The sequence below is a fragment of the Micromonospora sonchi genome, assembly GCF_014646235.1.
In the GTDB taxonomy this organism is placed as follows: Bacteria; Actinomycetota; Actinomycetes; order Mycobacteriales; family Micromonosporaceae; genus Micromonospora; species Micromonospora sonchi.
In genome coordinates, this window is the sequence record NZ_BMNB01000005.1 from 75,631 (window position 1) to 94,735 (window position 19,105).

Genomic DNA, 19,105 nt, shown 5'->3' on the forward strand with positions numbered 1-19,105 from the left:
AACGTCTAATCCGACGAAAGGCAGGAATTTCCACGATACGAAGTCTGCTCAAAGGTTTGCCCAATGGACGTTGTGCGGATGACCTCTTCCGGATGACGATCGGCCGAGCAGGACGGACGTACGGCGGATCTCAGCTAACACTCAGACTCCGGGCCGTAGCGTATGCCAGATGAGATCGCCGTTCTCGGCCGCCTGGATCCGCCGCGCCCTGCCCACCGGGCGTCGGGCCGTGGCCGCCTCGGTGGTTCTCGCCCTGCTGGTGGCGGCCGTGGTCTGGGCCCTCTGGCCGGACCGACCCGGTTTCCGCACCGAGTCCGCGATGCTCACCGTCCGATCCGGCCCGGCCGGCGACGAGCCGGTCGACCTGGACACCACGCTCTACCTGCCGCGGGCCGCCGCCGGCCGCCAGGTTCCGGCGGTGCTGCTCGCCCACGGCTTCGGCGGCAACAAGGACTCGGTCCGCGCCGATGCCGAGGACCTGGCCGACCGCGGCTACGCGGTGCTGACCTGGACCGCGCGGGGCTTCGGCCGCAGTGGCGGTCAGATCCACCTGGACCATCCCGACTACGAGGTACGCGACGCCCAGCGCCTGCTCGACTGGCTGGCGGAACGCCCGGAGATCCGTACCGACGCGGCGGGCGACCCGCGCGTGGGCGTGGTCGGCGGTTCCTACGGCGGCGCCCTGGCGCTCCTGCTCGCCGCCCAGGACCAACGGGTGGACGCCATCATCCCGATGATCACCTGGAACGACCTGGCCCGGTCCTTCCTGCCGGAGAGCACCGGCGCGGCGCCGACCGACGGGGTTTTCAAGTCCGGCTGGGCCGGCATCTTCTTCGGCGGCGGCGGCAACGCCGGTTCCGGTCCGACCGGGATCTCCGGCAACGCCACCGAGGCACCGGAGGGAGAACCCGCCCCCGGCCCGCCCAGCCCTGCACCGGGCACCGGCCCGGGAACGGCACCTGGCGCGCCGAGCAACGGGGGCGGCCCCAACCCGTCGTGCGGTCGGTTCGCCGCCGACATCTGCGCCGCGTACCTGCGTATCGCCGCCACCGGTCGGGGCGATCAGGCCGCCGTCGACCTGCTGCGCCGCTCCAGCCCGGCCGGGGTGCTGGACCGGATCACCGCACCGACCCTGCTGGTGCAGGGTGGCGCGGACACCCTCTTCCCGCTCGGCGAGGCCGACGCCAATGCCCGGGGCATCGCCGCGAACGGCACCCCGGTCCGGGTCGCCTGGTTCACCGGTGGCCATGACGGCGGCGCCGGCCCGCGCAGCGACTCCGACCGGGTGAAGTTCCTGACCGCGCAGTGGCTCGACCACTACGTCGCGGGGACCGGGGAAGCCCCGAGGAACACCTTCACCTTCTCCCGGATCGCCGGCTTCGACCCGATGGGCCGTGGGCTGGTCGCGACCGGCTACCGCACCACCGAGTACCCGGGCGTGGACGGGGAGTCGCGGCGGGAGGTCACGGTGACCGGGCCGGCCCAACCGGTGGCCAACCCGCCCGGCCGGAACCCCGCCGCCATCTCGTCTGTGCCCTTCGCCGGCTCGCTCAGCTCCTTCCTCAGCGGGGTGGCCGGCGACCTCCCCGGGCAGCATGCCCGGTTCACCTCCGAACCGTTGGCCGAGGCCGTCGACATCGTCGGTTCACCGACCGTGCAGATCCGTGCCGCCTCGGCCAGCGGCGAGGCGGTCCTCTTCGTCAAGCTCTACGACGTCGACCAGGAGGGTGGGGCCACCCTGCCCAGTGGGCTGATCGCCCCGGTCCGGCTGACCGGCCTGCCGGAGAACATCGACGCCGCCCAGCCGGTCACCGTCACCCTCCCGGCGATCGTCCATCGGGTCGAGGCCGGGCACCGGCTCCGGCTGGTCGTCGCCACCTCGGACCAGGCGTACGCCACGCCGATCGAGCCGACCGTGCACACCGTGGCCCTCGAGGCGGCACCGGTGAGCCTGCCGACGGTTGCCGGTGAACAGATCCCGACCGACGCCCTGCTCTGGCGCTGGGTGCTGGTCGGGCTGCTCGCCGCGATCGTGGTCGGGCTCGTCGTGGTCGTCGCCGTCGTCCGCTGGCGGCACCGCCGCCAGGACACCTCCGTGCACCCGGCGTACGCGGACACCCCGCTGGCCGTGCGCCATCTGCGCAAGGAGTACGCCGACGGCTTCGTGGCGGTCTCCGAGGTGGACTTCGAGGTGCACCCCGGCCAGGTGGTCGGCCTGCTCGGGCCCAACGGCGCCGGCAAGACCACCACCCTGCGGGTGTTGATGGGGCTGACCCAGCCGACCGCCGGGGAGATCTACGTCTTCGGGCACCGGCTGGTCCCCGGTTCGCCCGTGCTGTCGCGGATCGGTGCGCTGGTCGAGGGCCCTGGCTTCCTGCCGCACCTCTCCGGCCTGGAGAACCTGAAGGCGTACTGGCGGGCGACCGGCCGGACGGTCGCCGACGCCCACTTCGAGCAGGCGCTGGAGATTGCCGGGCTGGGCTCCTCGGTGCACCGGAAGGTACGTAAGTACAGCCACGGCATGAAACAGCGCCTGGCGATCGCCCAGGCCATGCTCGGCCTGCCGGACCTGCTGGTGCTCGACGAACCGACCGACGGGCTGGACCCGCCGCAGATCGCCGAGATGCGCCGGGTGCTCCAGCGTTACGCCACCGACGGCCGGGCCGTGCTGGTCTCCAGCCACCTGCTCGCTGAGGTGGAGCAGACCTGTACCCACGCCGTGGTGGTCAACAAGGGGCAGATCGTGGCCTCCGGGCCGGTCGAGGAGATCGTCGGCGACTCGCCCAGCGTGCTGTTCGAGGTGAGCGACCCGGCGGCGGCCCGGACTGTGCTCGACGGTCTCGACGGCGTACGGGTGCTGGAGGACGCCGACGGGCAGCTCGTGGTCGACACCGACGGCACCGCTCGCAGCGAGGTGGTGGCCGAGCTGGTCCGGGCCGGTGTCGGGGTGAACCGGGTGGTGCCCCGGCGCCGCCTGGAGGACGCCTTCCTCGCCCTGGTGGGCGAGAACTCTCGGGGAAGCGGGGACCGATGATGGCCGGATCGACTGTCGGACCGACGCGGGACGGGGACGAGCCAGGGCGCTCGGAGGCGTCGTCCGGCTCGGCGTCGTCTGGGACGTCCTCAGGCTCGGTGCCGTCGGCGTCGTTCGGGACGTCGTCGCGTTCGGCGGCCGGGGTGGCGCCGTCCGGAGCGGCGGCCGGCTACCGGCCGTCGCGGACTCTGCCGTTCGGTGCGGAGTTCCGTCGGCAGGCGTCGCGCCGGCGTACCCAGTTGGCGCTCGGCTTCATGGCGCTGCTGCCGCTGATCATTCTGATCGCCTTCCAGTTCGGCTCCGGCGAGGAGGAGCCCGGCCGGGGCGAGTTCGGCAGCCTCGTCTCGTTCGCCACCTCGGGCGGGCTGAATTTCACCCTGTTCAGCCTCTTCGTCTCGGCCTCGTTCCTGCTGGTCGTGGTGGTGGCGCTGTTCTGCGGGGACACCGTGGCCAGCGAGGCGAGCTGGGGCAGCCTGCGCTACCTGCTGGCGATACCGGTGCCCCGGGCCCGGCTGCTGGCGATCAAACTGCTGGTCGCGCTCACCTACTCGGCGTTGGCGTTGCTGCTGCTCGCCGGCACCGCCCTGCTGATCGGCACCCTCCGGTACGGCTGGTCACCGCTGCGCAGCACCGTCGCCGCGCAACTCGAACCGGGTGAGGGGCTGCTGCGGCTGCTCGCCGTGCTCGGCTACCTGGCGGTTGTGCTGCTGGTGGTCGCCGGCCTGGCCTTCCTGCTCTCGGTGATCACGGATGCGGCGTTGGGCGCGGTGGGCGGCGCCGTGCTGCTGTGGATCCTGTCCAGCATCCTGGACCAGATCACCGCCCTCGGGGCGATCCGTTCTTTCCTGCCGACCCACTACAGCACCGCCTGGCTCGGACTGCTCTCCACGCCCGTGCAGACCGACAACATCGTCCGCGGCACCATCTCCGCGATCTCCTACGCCACCATCTTCTGGGGGCTCGCTTTCTGGCGATTCACCCGCAAAGACGTCGTCTCCTGACCACCCCTCGCCGAGCGGCTCGAGCAGTGGATCTTGGACCGCGAGCGCCTCTGTTGTAGGGGCGCTTACGCGAGGGCGCTTTTTCCAGGCGCTGACGCCGATGCGGTCGGTGTTGCCCAGGTCGATCGATCCCTGCATGCCGATGTCCTGCGTGGGCTGGCCCGTCGCCGGGGCGACCTCCACCCGCTCCGCGTTGGTCGCGACCACGGTCGGGTCGTCGACCAGGTTGCGCCAGAGCACGGCCGCGCCCGCCGCCTCGCCCGGAGCCAGCACCAGCGGCCGGGGCGGATCGTCGAAGCCCGAGGTGATCTCCTTCGCCCCGCCTCTGATCGGCCATGGTGACGGCTGTTGCCCTGGTAGAGCGGATTTCGGAACTTCCAGGCGGTACCATGGGCGTGGGAGCGTTCCCAAAGAAAGAGATTGCATCGACAACTATCGATGAGTGTCGCATTCTGGGTACCCACCACCCATCTCCACTGGAGGTATCGGAATGCGTACTGACCGGTTCGGCGGGCCGGCACTTTCCCTGTTCCGCATGGTCATCGGCCTGCTCTTCCTCTGCCACGGCCTGGCATCCCTGTTCGGCGTCTTCGGCGGCAACCGCGGTAGCGGCGAGCCGGTCCCGCTCGGGCAGTGGCCCGGCTGGTGGGCCGCCCTGATCCAGGCGCTCTGCGGCGCACTGGTGCTCGTCGGGCTGTTCACCCGACCCGCCGCGCTACTGGCCTCGGGTTCGATGGCGTACGCGTACTTCGTGATCCACCAGCCCGAGGCGCTCCTGCCGCTCAGTAACCACGGCGAGCTGTCCGTGTTGTTCTGCTGGTCGTTCTTCCTGGTTGCGATGCTCGGCCCGGGGCGCTGGGCGCTGGACTCCCTGCTCTGGCAGGGAACCGCTGACGCGGTGGAACTCGGCACGGACGATCGGCGATCCGTGCCGGCCTGACGGCGGCTCTCAGCGGCACCGGGGCACGTGACGGTGCCGCTGAGGAATCGCTCACAGGCTGGGATTGACAGGCGACGAGCGCCGCCGGATTGCCTAGACTCGGCGACACAACTGCATACCTCATCCAGAGGGGCTGAGGGATACGGCCCGACGACGCCCCGGCAACCACCCCGCGCGCTCACCGTTGAGCGTACGGCGGGGCAGGTGCCAATTCCGTCCCCGCCGCACGGTGCGATGCGGGGAAAGATGAGAGGACCTCGACATGACGTCGACGCTCGCCGCTCCCGGTATCGGCACCACCGCCAGCCCCGCCCGTGCCCTGGTCTGCCGCGCCTGTTCGGCCCGCTACCCGCTTGTTGCCCAGCACGCCTGTTACGAGTGTTTCGGTCCGCTCGAGGTCGACTACGACCTCTCCGCGCTCGCCACCGTCACCCGTGAGCAGATCGAGGCCGGCCCCCGCAACATCTGGCGGTACGCCGCCCTGCTGCCCGCCGGTCAGGACCCGGCCACCCGGGTCACCCTGGACCCCGGCTTCACTCCGCTGGTAGCCGCCGACCGGCTCGCGGCCGAGCTGGGCCTCACCGCTCCGCTCTGGGTCAAGGACGACAGCGCCAACCCGACCCACTCGTTCAAGGACCGGGTGGTGTCGGTGGCGCTGACCGCCGCTCGTACGCTCGGCTTCTCCCGGTTTGCCTGCGCCTCCACCGGCAACCTGGCCAACTCGGTCGCCGCACACGCCGCCCGGGTGGGTGCTCCGTCGGTGGTTTTCATCCCCAGCGACCTGGAGCAGGGCAAGGTGGTGACCACCGCGGTCTACGGCGGCGACCTGGTGACGATCGACGGTTCGTACGACGACGTGAACCGGCTCTGTGGCGAGCTGGTGGAGACCGACGAGTTCGAGGACACCGCTTTCGTCAACGTCAACGTCCGGCCGTACTACGCGGAGGGCTCGAAGACGCTCGGCTACGAGGTGGCCGAGCAGCTCGGCTGGCGCATCCCGGCCCAGGTTGTCATCCCGATGGCCTCGGGTGAGCTGCTCACCAAGATCGACAAGGCGTTCAGCGAACTGGTCGAGATCGGGCTGGTCGAGGCGCCGGCCGGCGGCTGGAGGGTCTTCGGGGCGCAGTCGGCCGGCTGCAACCCGATCGCCACCGCCCTGCATGCGGGCAGCGACATCATCACCCCGGTCAAGCCCACCGGGATCGCGAAGTCGCTCAACATCGGGGACCCGGCCGCCGGGGTGTACGCCCTGGAGGCGGTCCGCCGCACCGACGGTTGGATGGAGTACGCCGACGACGACGAGATCCGCGCCGGGGTGCGGCTGCTGTCGCGTACCACCGGGATCTTCGCGGAGACGGCGGGTGGGGTGACCGTGGCGGTCCTGCGCAAGCTGGTCGAGTCCGGCAAGCTGGACCCGACCGCCGAGACCGTGGTGTTCAACACCGGCGAAGGCCTCAAGACCCTCGACGCGGTCGCCGGCCAGGTCGGCCCGACCCATCGGATCAAGCCCTCTCTGCGCGCGGCGCGCGACGCCGGCCTGCTCGGCTGACCCGCCCCCCTGTTAATAAGGGGCCCTTCCTCTACATGAGGCGTTAATAAGGGGCCCTTCCTTACCTTTCTGTGAAACACGGCGACCGGGACTTGACGGCAGGAAGCGGACGGCGCAAAATGCTCCGTGCGGGAGGGCGTTTCGCCGGAGACTTTTAGTCTGTACGACCCAACGCCGGAGGCGTTGTGCGATCGACCCTCCCGACCAACCTCCGAACGGGCCAGCGGAAATTCGCTGGCCCGTTCGTCTGTCGTCGCGCGACGCTGGCGGCATGACCATCACCATCACCCCTTTCGAGGCCGCCGACGAGTCGGCCATCGAGCAGGCATACCAGATCGGTGTGGCGCAGGTGGCCGCCGATCTGCCGGACTTTCCGCCCTTCTGCCGTCGGCGGTTCATCGCCCGGGTCCGCCATCCGATGCCGGGCAGTGAATCGATCTACCTGCTGGCTCAGATCGACGGCGAGCCCGCCGGCTTCCTCGTGCTCGACCTGCCGCAGCTGGACAACACCGAGAACGCCGCTGCCGAGCCGGTGGTGCATCCGGCGTACCGGCGCCGGGGCGTGGGCCGGGCGCTGTACGAACACGGCGTCGGCGTGCTGCGCGAGCGCGGACGCAAAAGGGTGAGCGGGATGAGCCAGGCGCACGCACCCGACCGTCCGTCGCCGGGCAGCGCGTTCGCAACCGGCCTCGGTGCGGTCGACGCCCTGCCCGACGTGCGGCGGCGCCTCGACACCGCCGACCTCGACCAGGCGGAGCTGGACTCACTGCTGGCCGCCGCCCGAGCCCGATCGGCCGGTTACGAGGTGCTGTTCTGGCGCGGGCGCACGCCGGACGAGTTGATCGCCGACGTGGCGTACCTCGAGGGCCGGCTCCTCATTGACGCACCAATGGGTGACCTGGCGTGGGAGCCCGAGCAGATCGACGCCGAGCGGCTGCGCGGCATGGAGTTGGCGCTGGACGCCCGTGGCCGACGGCGCTACCACGTCGGTGTCCGGCACGAGGCGTCCGGCCGGCTGGTCGCGTGGACCCTGCTGGACGTCTCTGCGTCCGCGGACTGGCACGCGTACCAGCAGATCACCATCGTGGATCCCGATCACCGGGGGCACCGGCTCGGGCTGCTCGCCAAGATCGAGAATCTGCGGCACCTGCTCGCCCACGAGCCGGCCGTCCGGGCGATCGACACCTTCAACGCGGCGAGCAACGACCACATGATCGCGATCAACGAGCAGCTCGGATTCCGGGTGCTCGACCGGTGGAGCAACTGGCAGCTGACGATCTGAGTTGTGACACGCCTCTACTGATTGCGAGGGTTTCTGTTGCATGATGGCGGGCATGACGGACACCCCGCACCCCCTGTACGACAGGCACGCCGAGACCCTCAACCGAGCGCTGACCGCGATCACGGAACGGGGATACTGGTCCGCCTACCCGGAATCACCCAGCCCCCGGGTGTACGGCGAGACCGCCGCCGCCGACGGTAAGGCCGCCTTCGAGGCGTACCTGGGCGGAGACTTCCCGCTCGACCAACCGGCCGACGGCGAGCGGGTCGCCACCGAGGCCAGCCCGTTCGGCGTCGCGCTGAACGTCCGCTACCCGCACGCCACCGCCGACCAGCTCGTCGCCGCCGCGTCCGCGGCGCTGCCGGCCTGGCGCGACGCCGGCCCGCAGACCCGGGTGGGGGTCTGCCTGGAGATCCTCGCCCGGCTGCACAAGAACGTGTTCGAGCTGGCGAACGCGGTGCAGTTCACCAGCGGCCAGGCGTTCGTGATGGCCTTCCAGGCCGGCGGCGCGCACGCGCTCGATCGCGCCCTGGAGGCGCTGGCCTACTCCTACGCGGAGATGACCCGGCACCCGGAGACGGCGAGCTGGGAGAAGGCCGCCGGCAAGGGCGACCCGCTGCGGATGACCAAGACCTTCCACGTGGTGCCCCGAGGCGTCGCCCTGGTCGTCGCCTGCAACACCTTCCCGACCTGGAACTCGTACCCGGGCCTGTTCGCCTCGCTGGTCACCGGCAACCCGGTGGTGGTCAAGCCGCACCCGCGGGCCGTGCTCCCGCTGGCGATCACCGTGCGCTACGCCCGGGAGGTGCTGGCCGAGGCCGGCTTCGACCCGAACCTGGTGCTGCTCGCCCCCGAGGCCCCCGGCGAGAGGCTGGCCTCGGCCCTGGCCCTGCACCCGGCTGTGAAGATCGTCGATTTCACCGGTTCCACCGAGTACGGCGACTGGCTGGAGGCCAACGCCCGGCAGGCAACGGTCTACACCGAGAAGGCCGGGCTGAACACGGTGGTCGTCGACTCCACCGACGACTTCGCCGGAATGTGCCGCAACCTGGGCTTCACGCTCGCGCTCTACAGCGGGCAGATGTGCACCACCTCGCAGAACATCCTCATCCCCCGCGACGGGATCGACACCGACCAGGGGCGCAAGAGCTTCGACGAGGTGGCCGCCGGGATCGCCGGGGTGGTCGGCAAGCTCACCGCCGACCCGGCCCGCGGCGTCGAGCTGACCGGCGCGATCGTCAACGACGGGGTGCTGGAGCGCCTGGACGAGGTCAGCAAGGTCGGCGAGCCGGTCCTGGAGTCGCGTACCGTCGAGCACCCGGTCTTCCCCGACGCCGTGGTGCGTACGCCGACCATCGTCAAGCTGGACGCCGACGACACCGCGACCTACGCGCGGGAGTGGTTCGGTCCGATCTCCTTCGCCATCGCCACCGACTTTACCGCGCACAGCCTGGAGATCCTGCGCGCGACGGTGGGGGAGAAGGGTGCGCTGACGGCGGCGGTCTACTCCACCGACGCAGCGGTGCTGGACGCCGCCGAGAATGTCGCGATCGAGGTCGGGGTGCACCTGTCGGCCAATCTCACCGGCGGGGTCTTCGTGAACCAGTCGGCGGCCTTCTCCGACTTCCACGGCAGCGGAGCGAACGCGGCGGCGAACGCGGCGCTGACCGACGGGGCGTATGTGGCCAACCGGTTCCGGATCGTGCAGAGCCGCCGGCACGTGTAGCGGTTGCGCGGTGGGGGTTCCGGGGCAGCCCGACCCCCACCGGGCCGTGTCACGCGCGGCGGCGCATCTGGAGTTCGCGGAGGGTGGGGACGGTGGGGTGCGGGACGCGTACCCCGGTGTCGGTGAAGCCCAACCGCCGGTAGGCCCGGTAGGCGCGGTCGTTGCCCACCACCACTTCGAGCATCAGCTCGTCCCGCCGGCACTCCCGCGACCAGGCGGCTGCCGCCGCGACCAGGTCCGCGAGCAGACCGCCGCCCCGCCAGGCCGGAGTGACGTAGACCGCGTAGAGCACCGTCACCCCGGGCTCGGTGGGGTGGGCCATCCCACCGACCTGGCCGACCAGTCGGTCACCCGGGTCCGCGATGAACTGCGCGTTGACCGCGCCGGTCGAGACCTGGGCGATCCGGGCGGCGTACTCGGCGTGCGGGCGGGCCGCCGCCTCGGCGAGCGTTTCCAGGAAGGCCAGGGGAGCGTCGGCGAGCATCTCCAGCCGCAGCGCGCGCATCCGGCCGGCGTCGGTGGGCCGGACCCGCCGGATCTCCGCGAGTCGCCGGCCCGTTGTGTCCGCCACGGTGGTCATGCCGGCATTCCTACCACAATGACGTACGACGAAGTCTCGGAATTGCCGTGGCAGGGTGATCCTCCGCAGGGTGAATCAGCCAGCCGCAACCAGGGAGTCCGTGTTGATGAGGCCCAGTGACCGGTGGAAGCAACTGCTCGACCAACGACTCGCCGAGGCGGTCACCGTGCTCGGTCGAACGCCGGGCGTCCACGGATTCATCGTCGGTGGCAGCGTGGGCCGTGGTGAGCCCTGGCCATGTCCGACGTGGTCGCGGCCGGCCCCGAGTACGCCGTCACCCGGATGGCCGACCGGCGCTGGTTCCACGGCCTGGACAAAGCGTACGGCGGACACGCCGCCAGCCCCGATGGCGAACTGGGCGAGGCGTTCGCCGCTTGGACGGCCGAAGTCCGGTGCCACCCCGCCGTCGTCGCTCATCTTGCCGAGTTGCGCGCTCTGATCAGGCAGTTTGGATGATCAATATCGGGTCACGGAAGAAGGTATTCCGGCAGCCGCGATTTCCGAATCCGGAAGCGGACGCCATCGGTCGAACTATGCCCGATTTGTGGTCGTGCACGGTCGTGACTCCTCGTGTACCGTGCGATTTCGGTCACCGTTTCAGTGGTCGCCTCAGATCGCCGGGACGGTGAATTCGGGTTGCCGGCGCGCCGGTGGCCAGAGTTGGTGGAACGCCGTGCAGAGTGAGGAAAACACCGTGGCACAGGGCACCGTGAAGTGGTTCAACGCCGAGAAGGGCTACGGCTTCATCGCCGTCGACGGCGGGCAGGACGTCTTCGTTCACTTCTCCGCGATCGAAATGGACGGCTACAAGGCGCTGGACGACGGCCAGCGGGTGGAGTTCGAGATCGCCCAGGGCCAGAAGGGCCCCCAGGCCGAGCAGGTGCGCGTCATCGCCTGAGACACCCCCACCCCGGTGCCGGCCGACCGTCGGTAGGGGTGGCGTGATCGTGGCCGGAGGGGGCTGCGGTGCGGTTACCCCACAAGGGAAGATCATGGGTCGATCCAGCCGTCGCTGAGGAGCCCCATGTCCGACCAGTCACCCCCGGCAGGTCCGCCGCCGTCGTCGTCACCCGGCGAGCCGGACCCCGTCACCGGTCGACCCGATCCCCTGCCGACTGACCCGACCGCTCCCGGCCCGGTGGGCTCTCCGGGTGGCCATCCCGGTCAGGCGGGTGTGCCGGGTGGCTATCCCGGTCAGACGCCCTACGGTTGGTATCACCCGGCCGCGTACGGCTTTGGCCCGGCGCAGGGTTTTGATCCCATGGACCCGCTGGTCACCCCGCCTGGTTTCGGCTTCGGCGGTTGGTTCGCGCGTTGTTCCGGTGCGGTCCGCCGGGGCTGGCGACTGCTGCTACCGATCCTGCTGCTCACCCAGGTGCTGCCGGCGGTGGTGCTGTCGGTGTTCGGGCTGGCCGTGGATCCCTCGGCGCGGTGGAATACCCAGCTCACCAGTGACGCCGAGGCGCTGCCCCCCGGCTTCCTGGTCGACCTGACCGCGTTCGTGGTCGTGCTGATCGGGGGGAGCCTGCTCCTCGGCCTGGTGCAGTGCCTCGGCTGGGCCGCCGGCACCTGGGTGATCGCCCGGCAGGCGGCCGGCGAGCCGGTTGATCTCGGTGCCTCCCTGCGCTACGGCCTGCGCCGCGCGCTGGGGCTCTGGGGTTGGTTGATCATTTTTACCGTGATCATGACCATCGGGTTCTGCCTCTGCTTGCTGCCCGGGGTGTACGCGGCGTTCGCGCTGGCCATGGCCGGTCCGATCTACCTGTTCGAGCGGCGCGATCCGATCGGCCGGTCGCACCGGATGCTGCGCGACCGGCTCGGCCTGCTGCTCGGCCGGGTGGCGTTGGTGATCGCGGTGGTGATCGCGGTGTCCATGCTCGGCGGCATGGTCGAGTCGATCGGGCTCGTGCCGTTCGGCGTGGCGCCATTCGCCTCCCCGGGGGCGACCGTCGGTGCCGTGCTGGCGATCGGTGTGTCGGCCCTGCTGGCGTTGCCGGCCCACCTCGCCCAGCTGGTCGGACTGGTCGTCACGTATGCCGAACAGCGCGCCCACGAGGGGCCGGTGAACAGCGCGCAACTGGCGGCCGAACTCGGCTGATCCGGCCGATCGTGCTTGCACTCGACAGGGCAGAGTGCTAAACAAGTCATTGGCACTCGCATGGCGTGAGTGCCAATGGTCGGGGCGGTGGGGCCGCGGTCGCGCTCGTGGCATGAGCACGAGTGGGGCACGTGGCCGGTCGTCGCGGGCTATCCGGCCCGGCCGAGGAGACGTCGCCGTCAGCAGATGGCGACGCCCCAAGGTGCGTACACCAGACGGCCCATCCGGGGGCACACTCGGGTGGCCCGTGAGTGTCCAGGAGGACAACGCCGTATGGCCAAGATGATCGCGTTCGACGAAGAGGCGCGCCGCGGCCTCGAGCGGGGCATGAACCAGCTCGCCGACGCCGTGAAGGTGACGCTCGGCCCCAAGGGCCGCAACGTCGTGCTCGAGAAGAAGTGGGGTGCCCCCACCATCACCAACGATGGTGTGAGCATCGCCAAGGAGATCGAGCTCGAGGACCCGTACGAGAAGATCGGCGCTGAGCTGGTCAAGGAGGTCGCCAAGAAGACCGACGACGTGGCCGGTGACGGCACGACGACGGCGACCGTCCTGGCCCAGGCTCTCGTTCGCGAGGGCCTGCGCAACGTGGCCGCCGGCGCCAACCCGATCGCCCTGAAGCGGGGCATCGAGGCCGCGGTCGCGAACGTCTCGGAGGAGCTGCTGAAGCTCGCCAAGGACGTCGAGACCAAGGAGCAGATCGCCTCCACCGCCTCCATCTCCGCTGGTGACAGCAGCGTCGGCGAGATCATCGCCGAGGCGATGGACAAGGTCGGCAAGGAAGGCGTCATCACCGTCGAGGAGAGCAACACTTTCGGCCTGGAGCTGGAGCTCACCGAGGGTATGCGCTTCGACAAGGGCTACATCTCGGCCTACTTCATGACCGACCCGGAGCGTATGGAGGCCGTCTTCGACGACCCGTACATCCTGATCGCCAACAGCAAGATCTCGTCGGTGAAGGACCTGCTCCCGATCCTGGAGAAGGTCATGCAGTCGGGCAAGCCGCTGCTGATCATCGCCGAGGACCTGGAGGGCGAGGCCCTGGCCACCCTGGTGGTCAACAAGGTGCGGGGCACCTTCAAGTCGGTCGCCGTCAAGGCGCCGGGCTTCGGTGACCGCCGCAAGGCCATGCTGACCGACATCGCCATCCTCACCGGTGGCCAGGTCATCAGCGAGGAGGTCGGCCTCAAGCTGGACGCCGTCGGCCTCGAGATGCTGGGCCGCGCCCGCAAGGTCGTGGTGACCAAGGACGAGACCACCATCGTCGACGGTGCCGGCGACGCCGAGCAGATCCAGGGCCGGGTCAACCAGATCCGGGCCGAGATCGACAAGAGCGACTCCGACTACGACCGGGAGAAGCTGCAGGAGCGCCTCGCCAAGCTGGCCGGCGGTGTTGCGGTGATCAAGGTCGGCGCGGCCACCGAGGTCGAGCTCAAGGAGCGCAAGCACCGCATCGAGGACGCGGTCCGCAACGCCAAGGCCGCCGTCGAGGAGGGCATCGTCCCGGGTGGTGGCGTCGCGCTGGTGCAGGCCGGCAAGAGCGCCTTCGACAAGCTCGACCTGGCCGGCGACGAGGCGACCGGTGCGCAGATCGTCAAGATCGCGCTGGACGCCCCGCTGCGGCAGATCGCGGTCAACGCCGGCCTCGAGGGTGGCGTCGTCGTCGAGCACGTCCGCAACCTCGACCCGGGGCACGGCCTGAACGCCGCGACCGGTGAGTACGTGGACCTGCTGGCCGCAGGCATCATCGACCCGGCCAAGGTGACCCGCTCGGCGCTGCAGAACGCCGCGTCGATCGCCGCGCTCTTCCTCACCACCGAGGCCGTGGTGGCGGACAAGCCGGAGAAGACCCCGGCCGCCCCGGCTGGCCCGGGTGGCGGGGACATGGACTTCTGAGTCCAGCTTCGACGCCGAAAGAGGGCGGACCGCGTCAGCGGTCCGCCCTTTTTCCTATGTCGGTAGCGGGCGCTGGTTGCGCCGCTTCTGCGCTCGACCGTACGGCGGGCGGTGGGGGACGGGCTCGTCCACCAGGATGAGCGGCTCCTCGGGCGGTTCGGCGGCTCCGGTCATCTCCGCCAACTGTTCGGCGTCGCCGTAGTCGAGCCGGTTGATCGGCAGTTGGCCCGGGAGTTCGTGGACCGGGGCCCAGGTGACGGGCGGTGCATCCGGGATCTGATCATCGTCCGTGGTCATGGCTGCCTCCTTAACCAAACGGTAGGGGGCATCGATGAACGGGGCGGGCGAACGGCACTATTGAGGTCAATGCGCTAATTCGCCCGCTTTGGGCTATCCGGCATCCCCGGTTGATCATGAGGTTAGCGGCACTCCAAGAGATCGACTTCGCCGCTAACCTCATGATCAACAGAACGGGAGGTGGCGGGTCAGTCGAGGGTGGCCTTGACGGCGGCGTACGCGTCGACCAGGCCGGCGCCGACCACGTTCCGCTCGCCGCCGCAGTTGTCGCCACGCTGGTCGGCCTGGACCGGGGTGGCCGTGGAGCGCAGGATCTGCCGGGTCTGGTCGAGGTCGCCGACGAGGTCCGGGTTGGCCGACCACATCAGCGCCACCACCCCCGCGACCTGCGGGGTGGCCATCGATGTGCCGTCGAGCGCGGCGTACCCGCCTCCCGGCATCGCGGACAGGACGTCCGCTCCCGGCGCCATCAGATCCGGCTTGGCCACCCCCGCCGTCGCCGGGCCTCGCGAGGAGAACGCGGTCACCCGGCGTCGCTGGTCCACCGCCCCGACGGTCAGCACGTCCGGATACGGCGCGGGCGGGTCCTGCACCGAGCCGCAGAAGGGGCCCGTGTTGCCAGCCGCCGCGACGACGAGGATCCCCGCGGCCTCCAGCGCGTCGACGGCCGGCCGCAGCGCCCGAGGGTCGCAGCCCTCGATGGGCGGACAGCCCCACGAGTTGGTCAGGATCTCCGGAGCCCGAGCCGGTCGCCCGTCGGTGAACGGATCGCCACCCGGTGGGAAGGGCGCCAGCATGAACTGGAGGCAGTCGAGGTAGGCCGCCGGGTTGCCCAGGTTCCGGTCGAGGTTGACGCAGCCCACCCAGTCCGCGGCTGGCGCCACGCCGATGCCGCCCCGGCCGACCGCGCTGCCCGCCGTGTGGGTGCCGTGCCCGCTGCGGTCCGTCGGCGTTCGGGTGCCGTTCCACGGGTCGAACCACGAGTCGTCGCCGCCCCGGAAGCCCTCGGCCAGCGCCGGATGCCCTCCATCCACACCGGAATCCGAACTTCCCACGGTCACCCCGGCGCCGGTGACCGCGAGCTCGGACCAGACCCGGTCCGCGCCGATCAGGCTGATGTTCCACGGTGGTCCGGTCGGGGCGGGCGCACTGCCGCCGGCCGTTCCCGGAGGCGCCGGCAGGGGACGTAGCCGCTGGTTGACCAGCACCCGGTCCACCTCGGGCCGACTGCTCAGCCAGGCCCGTACCGCCGGCCCGCCGTCCACCTCGATCGCGTTCACCAGGTAGTACGGGGTGTGGCCCAGCCGCAGCCGGCGCAACTCCCGCCGCAGGTCGACCTGGGTCCGCTCCGCGGTCGCCACCAACCGCTGGTAGACCTGACCGGCGCGGGCGTCCCGACCGGCCTTCCCGGGCCCGTCGGGCAGGCCGCCGAGGTCCGCCTGTTCCCGCAGCACCACGAAGAGCCGCTCGCCGTGCAGACCCGGCTGGCCGGCGGTGACGGCGACCGTGCCGACCGAGACCAGCAGGGCCACGCTGGTCGCCACGGCCACCGCCCGCCGGGGCGGACGGGCCGAGGGGCGGGCCAGCCACAGGCCGTACGCGATCGCCACCAGGACCGCGACGACGAGCCCGGCGCCGGCGGCGACCGCCACCCAGAACGGTACGTCCCGGGAGGTGACCAGCAGCAGGCTGATCTCCTCCGGGTCGGTGAAGGCCAGCGGGCCGAACACCCCGAGCCCGACCAGCCAGGCCGCAGGCGCGCGGCCGCCGCCCGGAGTGCGGCGGCGGTTCTGGACCGGGTGGTCCTGGGTGTGCGGGCGGTGCGGGGCTTGGTGGGTGTCCTGGGCGTGCGGGCGGTCCGGTGCGTGGCGGCGGGTGAGGGCGTGCAGCGCGGCCAGCGCGAAGCCGGCCGGAGGCAGCGTCGCCAGCAGCGGCAGTTGGGCGCCGGACTGGCCCACGCCGGCGCCGATCAGCAGTAGCACCACCCCGGCGACCAGGCCACCCAGCAGCACCAGCCGGGCCGGCCGGGGTGGCTCGCCAGCTTCGAAGTGACTCCAGAAACGGGCGTCCAGCAGGGCCCCGGCCAGCACCCCGACGGCCGCCGCGGCCAGCCCGGCGAGGACGGTCTCCAGCAATCCGCCCAGGGCGCCGATCCAGACCCAGGGCAGCAGCAGGGCCAACCCGGCAGCCATGGCGAGCAGCGTCACCACCCCCGGACGAGGTTCCCCCGCGGCGGCCACGCCGCGGGGTTCGCCGCCGGGTGGCTCGGGCGGCCGGGACCAGCGGGCCGCGTGGGTCAGCCGGGTTGCGATCAGCGCCAGCAGGGCGGCCGTGGCGGCCAGCGCCGCGAGGTACACCTCGTGGTGCACCGGTGGGAACGCGCGCAGCATCTCGAGTACGCCCAGGGCGAGCGTCCCGGCCAGCCAGGCCCGGCCGGCCTCCCGGATCATCGGCGAACGGGGGACCAGGGCCAGCGGCAGCGCGACGGTGCCGATCAGGAGCACGGTGAGCAGGCCGAGCCCCGGCCAGAGCGGCACCAGTCGATCCAGCCCACCGAGCAGCAGCACCTGGTCGACCGCCCACCCGCCGCCCTGCAGCAGCACGGTGGCCGCGACCGCCCAGCAGCCGACCAGCACGGCCGCGAAGATCGCCCATGGGCTGCCGCCACCACCGGATGTCGAGTAGTCCGCCCGCATCCGCACACCCTACGAAAACCCGAGGACCACGCCGCGCCCCCGGCACTCGTCGATCATGCACTTTCGGTCGGGGAATATGGTGTGAAAAAGAACAAATCGGGGACCAGAAGTGCAAGATCGACGAGTTTTTCGGGCGCGGGGCGGTGGGGCTACCGTGGACGAGTGCGCGATCCACATGTTCTGCGGTCCGTTGCCGGGCAGCTATCGCCCTCCCGCCGCGCCGCCGACCTACGTCGGCTGCGGGCTGAACGCTTCGACGTACTGGTCATCGGTGGTGGCGTGACCGGTGCCGGTGCGGCCGTCGACGCGGCCTCGCGTGGGCTGAAGGTGGCCCTGGTGGAGGCGCGCGACTTCGCGGCCGGCACCTCCAGCCGGTCCAGCAAACTGATCCACGGCGGCCTGCGCTACCTGGAGCAACTCGAGTTCGGCCTGGTGCACGAGGCGCTGACCGAGCGGGGCCTGCTGGCCACCCGGCTGGCGCCGCACCTGGTGCGTCCGGTGCCGTTCCTGGTGCCGTTGCCCGCTGGGCGGGGCCTCCGGGACCTGCCCGCCCGGCTGGCTCGTCGCGCCTACTACGGCGCCGGGGTGGCCGCGTACGACGCCTTCGCCGGCCTTGTCGGCGGCGGCCGGGGGATGCCGCTGCACCGGCACCTGAGCCGGGAGGGCGCCCGGCGGGTCTTCCCGAGCCTGCGGGCCGACGCGCTGGCCGGCGCCATCCGCTACTACGACGGGCAGGTGGACGACGCCCGGCTGGTGGTGACGCTGGCGCGTACCGCCGCCAGCCTGGGCGCGGCCGTGGTGAGCAGCACCCGCGCGGTCGGGCTGATCCGGCAGGCCCGGGAGGTCACCGGGGTCCGGGTCCGCGACCTGGAGGCACCCGCCGGTTCCCCGGAGGCCGAGTTCGAGGTACGCGCCCGCACCGTGATCGCCGCCACCGGCGTCTGGACCGACGACATGTCCCGGATGCTCAACGACGTCGGGCTGCGCCCCGGGATCCGGGTCCGGGCCTCCAAGGGGGTGCACCTGGTGGTGCCCCGCTCGGCGATCACGGGCGAGACCGGGCTGATCCTGCGTACGGCCACCAGCGTCCTCTTCGTCATCCCGTGGGGCGGGCACTGGATCATCGGCACCACGGACACCGACTGGCGGCTGGACCGCTCGCACCCGGCGGCCTCCGCCAGCGACATCGACTACCTGCTCGGGCAGGTCAACACGGTGCTGGAGCGGCCGCTGTCCACCGCCGACATCGAGGGCGTCTACGCCGGGCTGCGCCCGCTGCTGGCCGGCGAGGCGGATTCCACCTCCAAGCTCTCCCGGGAGCACGCCGTCATCGAGCCGATGCTCGGGCTGCTGCTGGTGGCCGGCGGCAAGTACACGACGTACCGGGTGATGGCCGCCGACGTGGTCGACCGGGCCGCCCACCGGCTCGGCGGGCAGCGGCCGTCGCGTACGGCCGACCTGCCCTTGCTCGGCGCGGACGGTTACCCGTCGATGTGGCGGGACCGGGCCGACCTGGCCCGCCGGCACGGGGTGCCGGTCGGAGTGGTCGAGCACCTGCTGGAGCGCTACGGCAGCCTGACGCTCGACCTGTTGGCCCTGATCGACGCCGATCCGCTGCAGGCGTCCCCGCTGGCCGGCGCGCCGGAGTACCTTGCCGCCGAGGTGACGTACGCGGCCCGGGCCGAGGGGGCGTTGCACCTGGAGGATGTGCTCACCCGGCGTACCCGGATCTCCTTCGAGACGACCCACCGGGGCCTGGAGTCGGCCGAGCACACGGCCGAGCTGATGGGCGCGGTGCTGGGGTGGGACGCCGCGCGGCGGGCCCGCGAGGTGACGCACTACCAGGCCCGGGTGGAGGCCGAACGGCAGTCCCAGCTGATGCCGGACGACGCGACCGCCGACGCGGCTCGGCTGGGCGCGCCCGACGTGCGCGGCTACCCCTCCGATCGGGGCGTCGACGACGCCGGGCTACCCCGCTGAGCGATCCGCTGGAGACCACCACCAAC

14 protein-coding genes and 1 riboswitch are annotated in these 19,105 nt (G+C 71.2%); of the genes, 11 read left to right on the forward strand and 3 right to left on the reverse strand.

The genetic code is table 11. From position 1 onward, the window contains the following. The first annotated feature begins 169 nt into the window (after positions 1-169). The 6 genes from IEY61_RS07235 (at position 170) to paaN (ending at position 9,532) form a co-directional block, all read left to right on the forward strand. Positions 170-3,034 (forward strand): alpha/beta fold hydrolase, encoded by a 2,865-nt coding sequence (locus IEY61_RS07235; RefSeq protein ID WP_189041807.1) that lies wholly within the window; start codon positions 170-172, stop codon positions 3,032-3,034. Further along, complete coding sequence (locus tag IEY61_RS07240; protein WP_373293107.1) at positions 3,031-4,035, forward strand: ABC transporter permease; 1,005 nt, start codon at positions 3,031-3,033, stop codon at positions 4,033-4,035. Before IEY61_RS07235 ends, IEY61_RS07240 begins: the two co-directional genes overlap by 4 nt. 490 nt (positions 4,036-4,525) lie before the next feature. Further along, on the forward strand, positions 4,526-4,975 hold the full coding sequence (locus tag IEY61_RS07250; protein ID WP_189041811.1) for a DoxX family protein: 450 nt from the start codon (positions 4,526-4,528) through the stop codon (positions 4,973-4,975). A gap of 117 nt (positions 4,976-5,092) precedes the next feature. Further along, positions 5,093-5,228: riboswitch (SAM riboswitch) on the forward strand. 9 nt (positions 5,229-5,237) lie between these two features. Continuing rightward, entirely contained in the window at positions 5,238-6,524 is a 1,287-nt protein-coding gene (gene thrC, locus IEY61_RS07255; protein ID WP_189041813.1) for a threonine synthase, read from the forward strand. A gap of 271 nt (positions 6,525-6,795) precedes the next feature. Next, positions 6,796-7,806, forward strand: coding sequence for a GNAT family N-acetyltransferase (locus IEY61_RS07260; protein ID WP_189041815.1), 1,011 nt, complete (start codon positions 6,796-6,798; stop codon positions 7,804-7,806). 52 nt (positions 7,807-7,858) lie between these two features. Continuing rightward, the gene (paaN, locus tag IEY61_RS07265; RefSeq protein ID WP_189041818.1) at positions 7,859-9,532 is read left to right on the forward strand and encodes a phenylacetic acid degradation protein PaaN; all 1,674 of its coding nucleotides are present in this window, start codon (positions 7,859-7,861) and stop codon (positions 9,530-9,532) included. 49 nt (positions 9,533-9,581) lie between these two features. Here paaN and IEY61_RS07270 read toward each other — a convergent pair whose 3' ends face one another. After that, on the reverse strand, positions 9,582-10,112 hold the full coding sequence (locus tag IEY61_RS07270) for a GNAT family N-acetyltransferase (RefSeq protein WP_189041820.1): 531 nt from the start codon (positions 10,110-10,112) through the stop codon (positions 9,582-9,584). Between the two features lie 237 nt (positions 10,113-10,349). On the opposite strand from IEY61_RS07270, the gene IEY61_RS31085 reads away from it, so the two are divergent. The 4 genes from IEY61_RS31085 to groL all read left to right on the forward strand — a co-directional run bounded on the left by IEY61_RS31085 (position 10,350) and on the right by groL (position 14,106). Continuing rightward, positions 10,350-10,568: a hypothetical protein gene (locus tag IEY61_RS31085; protein ID WP_229705743.1), complete on the forward strand. Its 219-nt coding sequence runs from the start codon at positions 10,350-10,352 to the stop codon at positions 10,566-10,568. 238 nt (positions 10,569-10,806) lie between these two features. Continuing rightward, positions 10,807-11,010 carry a cold-shock protein gene (locus IEY61_RS07280; RefSeq protein ID WP_111217633.1) on the forward strand — a complete coding sequence of 68 codons (204 nt, stop codon included), beginning with the start codon at positions 10,807-10,809 and terminating at the stop codon, positions 11,008-11,010. A 363-nt stretch (positions 11,011-11,373) separates the two neighbouring features. After that, positions 11,374-12,210, forward strand: coding sequence for a hypothetical protein (locus IEY61_RS07285; RefSeq protein WP_189041822.1), 837 nt, complete (start codon positions 11,374-11,376; stop codon positions 12,208-12,210). 273 nt (positions 12,211-12,483) lie between these two features. Then, entirely contained in the window at positions 12,484-14,106 is a 1,623-nt protein-coding gene (gene groL / locus IEY61_RS07290) for a chaperonin GroEL (protein ID WP_189041824.1), read from the forward strand. A 54-nt stretch (positions 14,107-14,160) separates the two neighbouring features. Here groL and IEY61_RS07295 read toward each other — a convergent pair whose 3' ends face one another. Both IEY61_RS07295 and IEY61_RS07300 read right to left on the reverse strand, forming a co-directional pair. Then, positions 14,161-14,403, reverse strand: a complete 243-nt coding sequence (locus tag IEY61_RS07295; protein ID WP_229705744.1) for a hypothetical protein — start codon at positions 14,401-14,403, stop codon at positions 14,161-14,163. Positions 14,404-14,591: 188 nt separating this feature from the next. Further along, positions 14,592-17,099, reverse strand: coding sequence for a S8 family serine peptidase (locus IEY61_RS07300; protein WP_189041826.1), 2,508 nt, complete (start codon positions 17,097-17,099; stop codon positions 14,592-14,594). A gap of 162 nt (positions 17,100-17,261) precedes the next feature. Between IEY61_RS07300 and IEY61_RS07305 the strand changes: the two genes are divergently transcribed. Continuing rightward, positions 17,262-19,079: a glycerol-3-phosphate dehydrogenase/oxidase gene (locus IEY61_RS07305; protein WP_189041828.1), complete on the forward strand. Its 1,818-nt coding sequence runs from the start codon at positions 17,262-17,264 to the stop codon at positions 19,077-19,079. Positions 19,080-19,105 lie beyond the last annotated feature (26 nt).

Bases quoted from the DNA above. Each gene is read 5' to 3' on its own strand.
- IEY61_RS07235 (WP_189041807.1), top strand. From the start codon at position 170: ATGAGATCGCCGTTCTCGGCCGCCTGGATCCGCCGCGCCCTGCCCACC.
- IEY61_RS07270 (WP_189041820.1), bottom strand. From the start codon at position 10,112: ATGACCACCGTGGCGGACACAACGGGCCGGCGACTCGCGGAGATCCGG.
- IEY61_RS07240 (WP_373293107.1), top strand. From the start codon at position 3,031: ATGATGGCCGGATCGACTGTCGGACCGACGCGGGACGGGGACGAGCCA.
- IEY61_RS31085 (WP_229705743.1), top strand. From the start codon at position 10,350: ATGTCCGACGTGGTCGCGGCCGGCCCCGAGTACGCCGTCACCCGGATG.
- groL (WP_189041824.1), top strand. From the start codon at position 12,484: ATGGCCAAGATGATCGCGTTCGACGAAGAGGCGCGCCGCGGCCTCGAG.
- paaN (WP_189041818.1), top strand. From the start codon at position 7,859: ATGACGGACACCCCGCACCCCCTGTACGACAGGCACGCCGAGACCCTC.
- IEY61_RS07300 (WP_189041826.1), bottom strand. From the start codon at position 17,099: ATGCGGGCGGACTACTCGACATCCGGTGGTGGCGGCAGCCCATGGGCG.
- IEY61_RS07260 (WP_189041815.1), top strand. From the start codon at position 6,796: ATGACCATCACCATCACCCCTTTCGAGGCCGCCGACGAGTCGGCCATC.
- thrC (WP_189041813.1), top strand. From the start codon at position 5,238: ATGACGTCGACGCTCGCCGCTCCCGGTATCGGCACCACCGCCAGCCCC.
- IEY61_RS07285 (WP_189041822.1), top strand. From the start codon at position 11,374: ATGGACCCGCTGGTCACCCCGCCTGGTTTCGGCTTCGGCGGTTGGTTC.
- IEY61_RS07295 (WP_229705744.1), bottom strand. From the start codon at position 14,403: ATGACCACGGACGATGATCAGATCCCGGATGCACCGCCCGTCACCTGG.
- IEY61_RS07250 (WP_189041811.1), top strand. From the start codon at position 4,526: ATGCGTACTGACCGGTTCGGCGGGCCGGCACTTTCCCTGTTCCGCATG.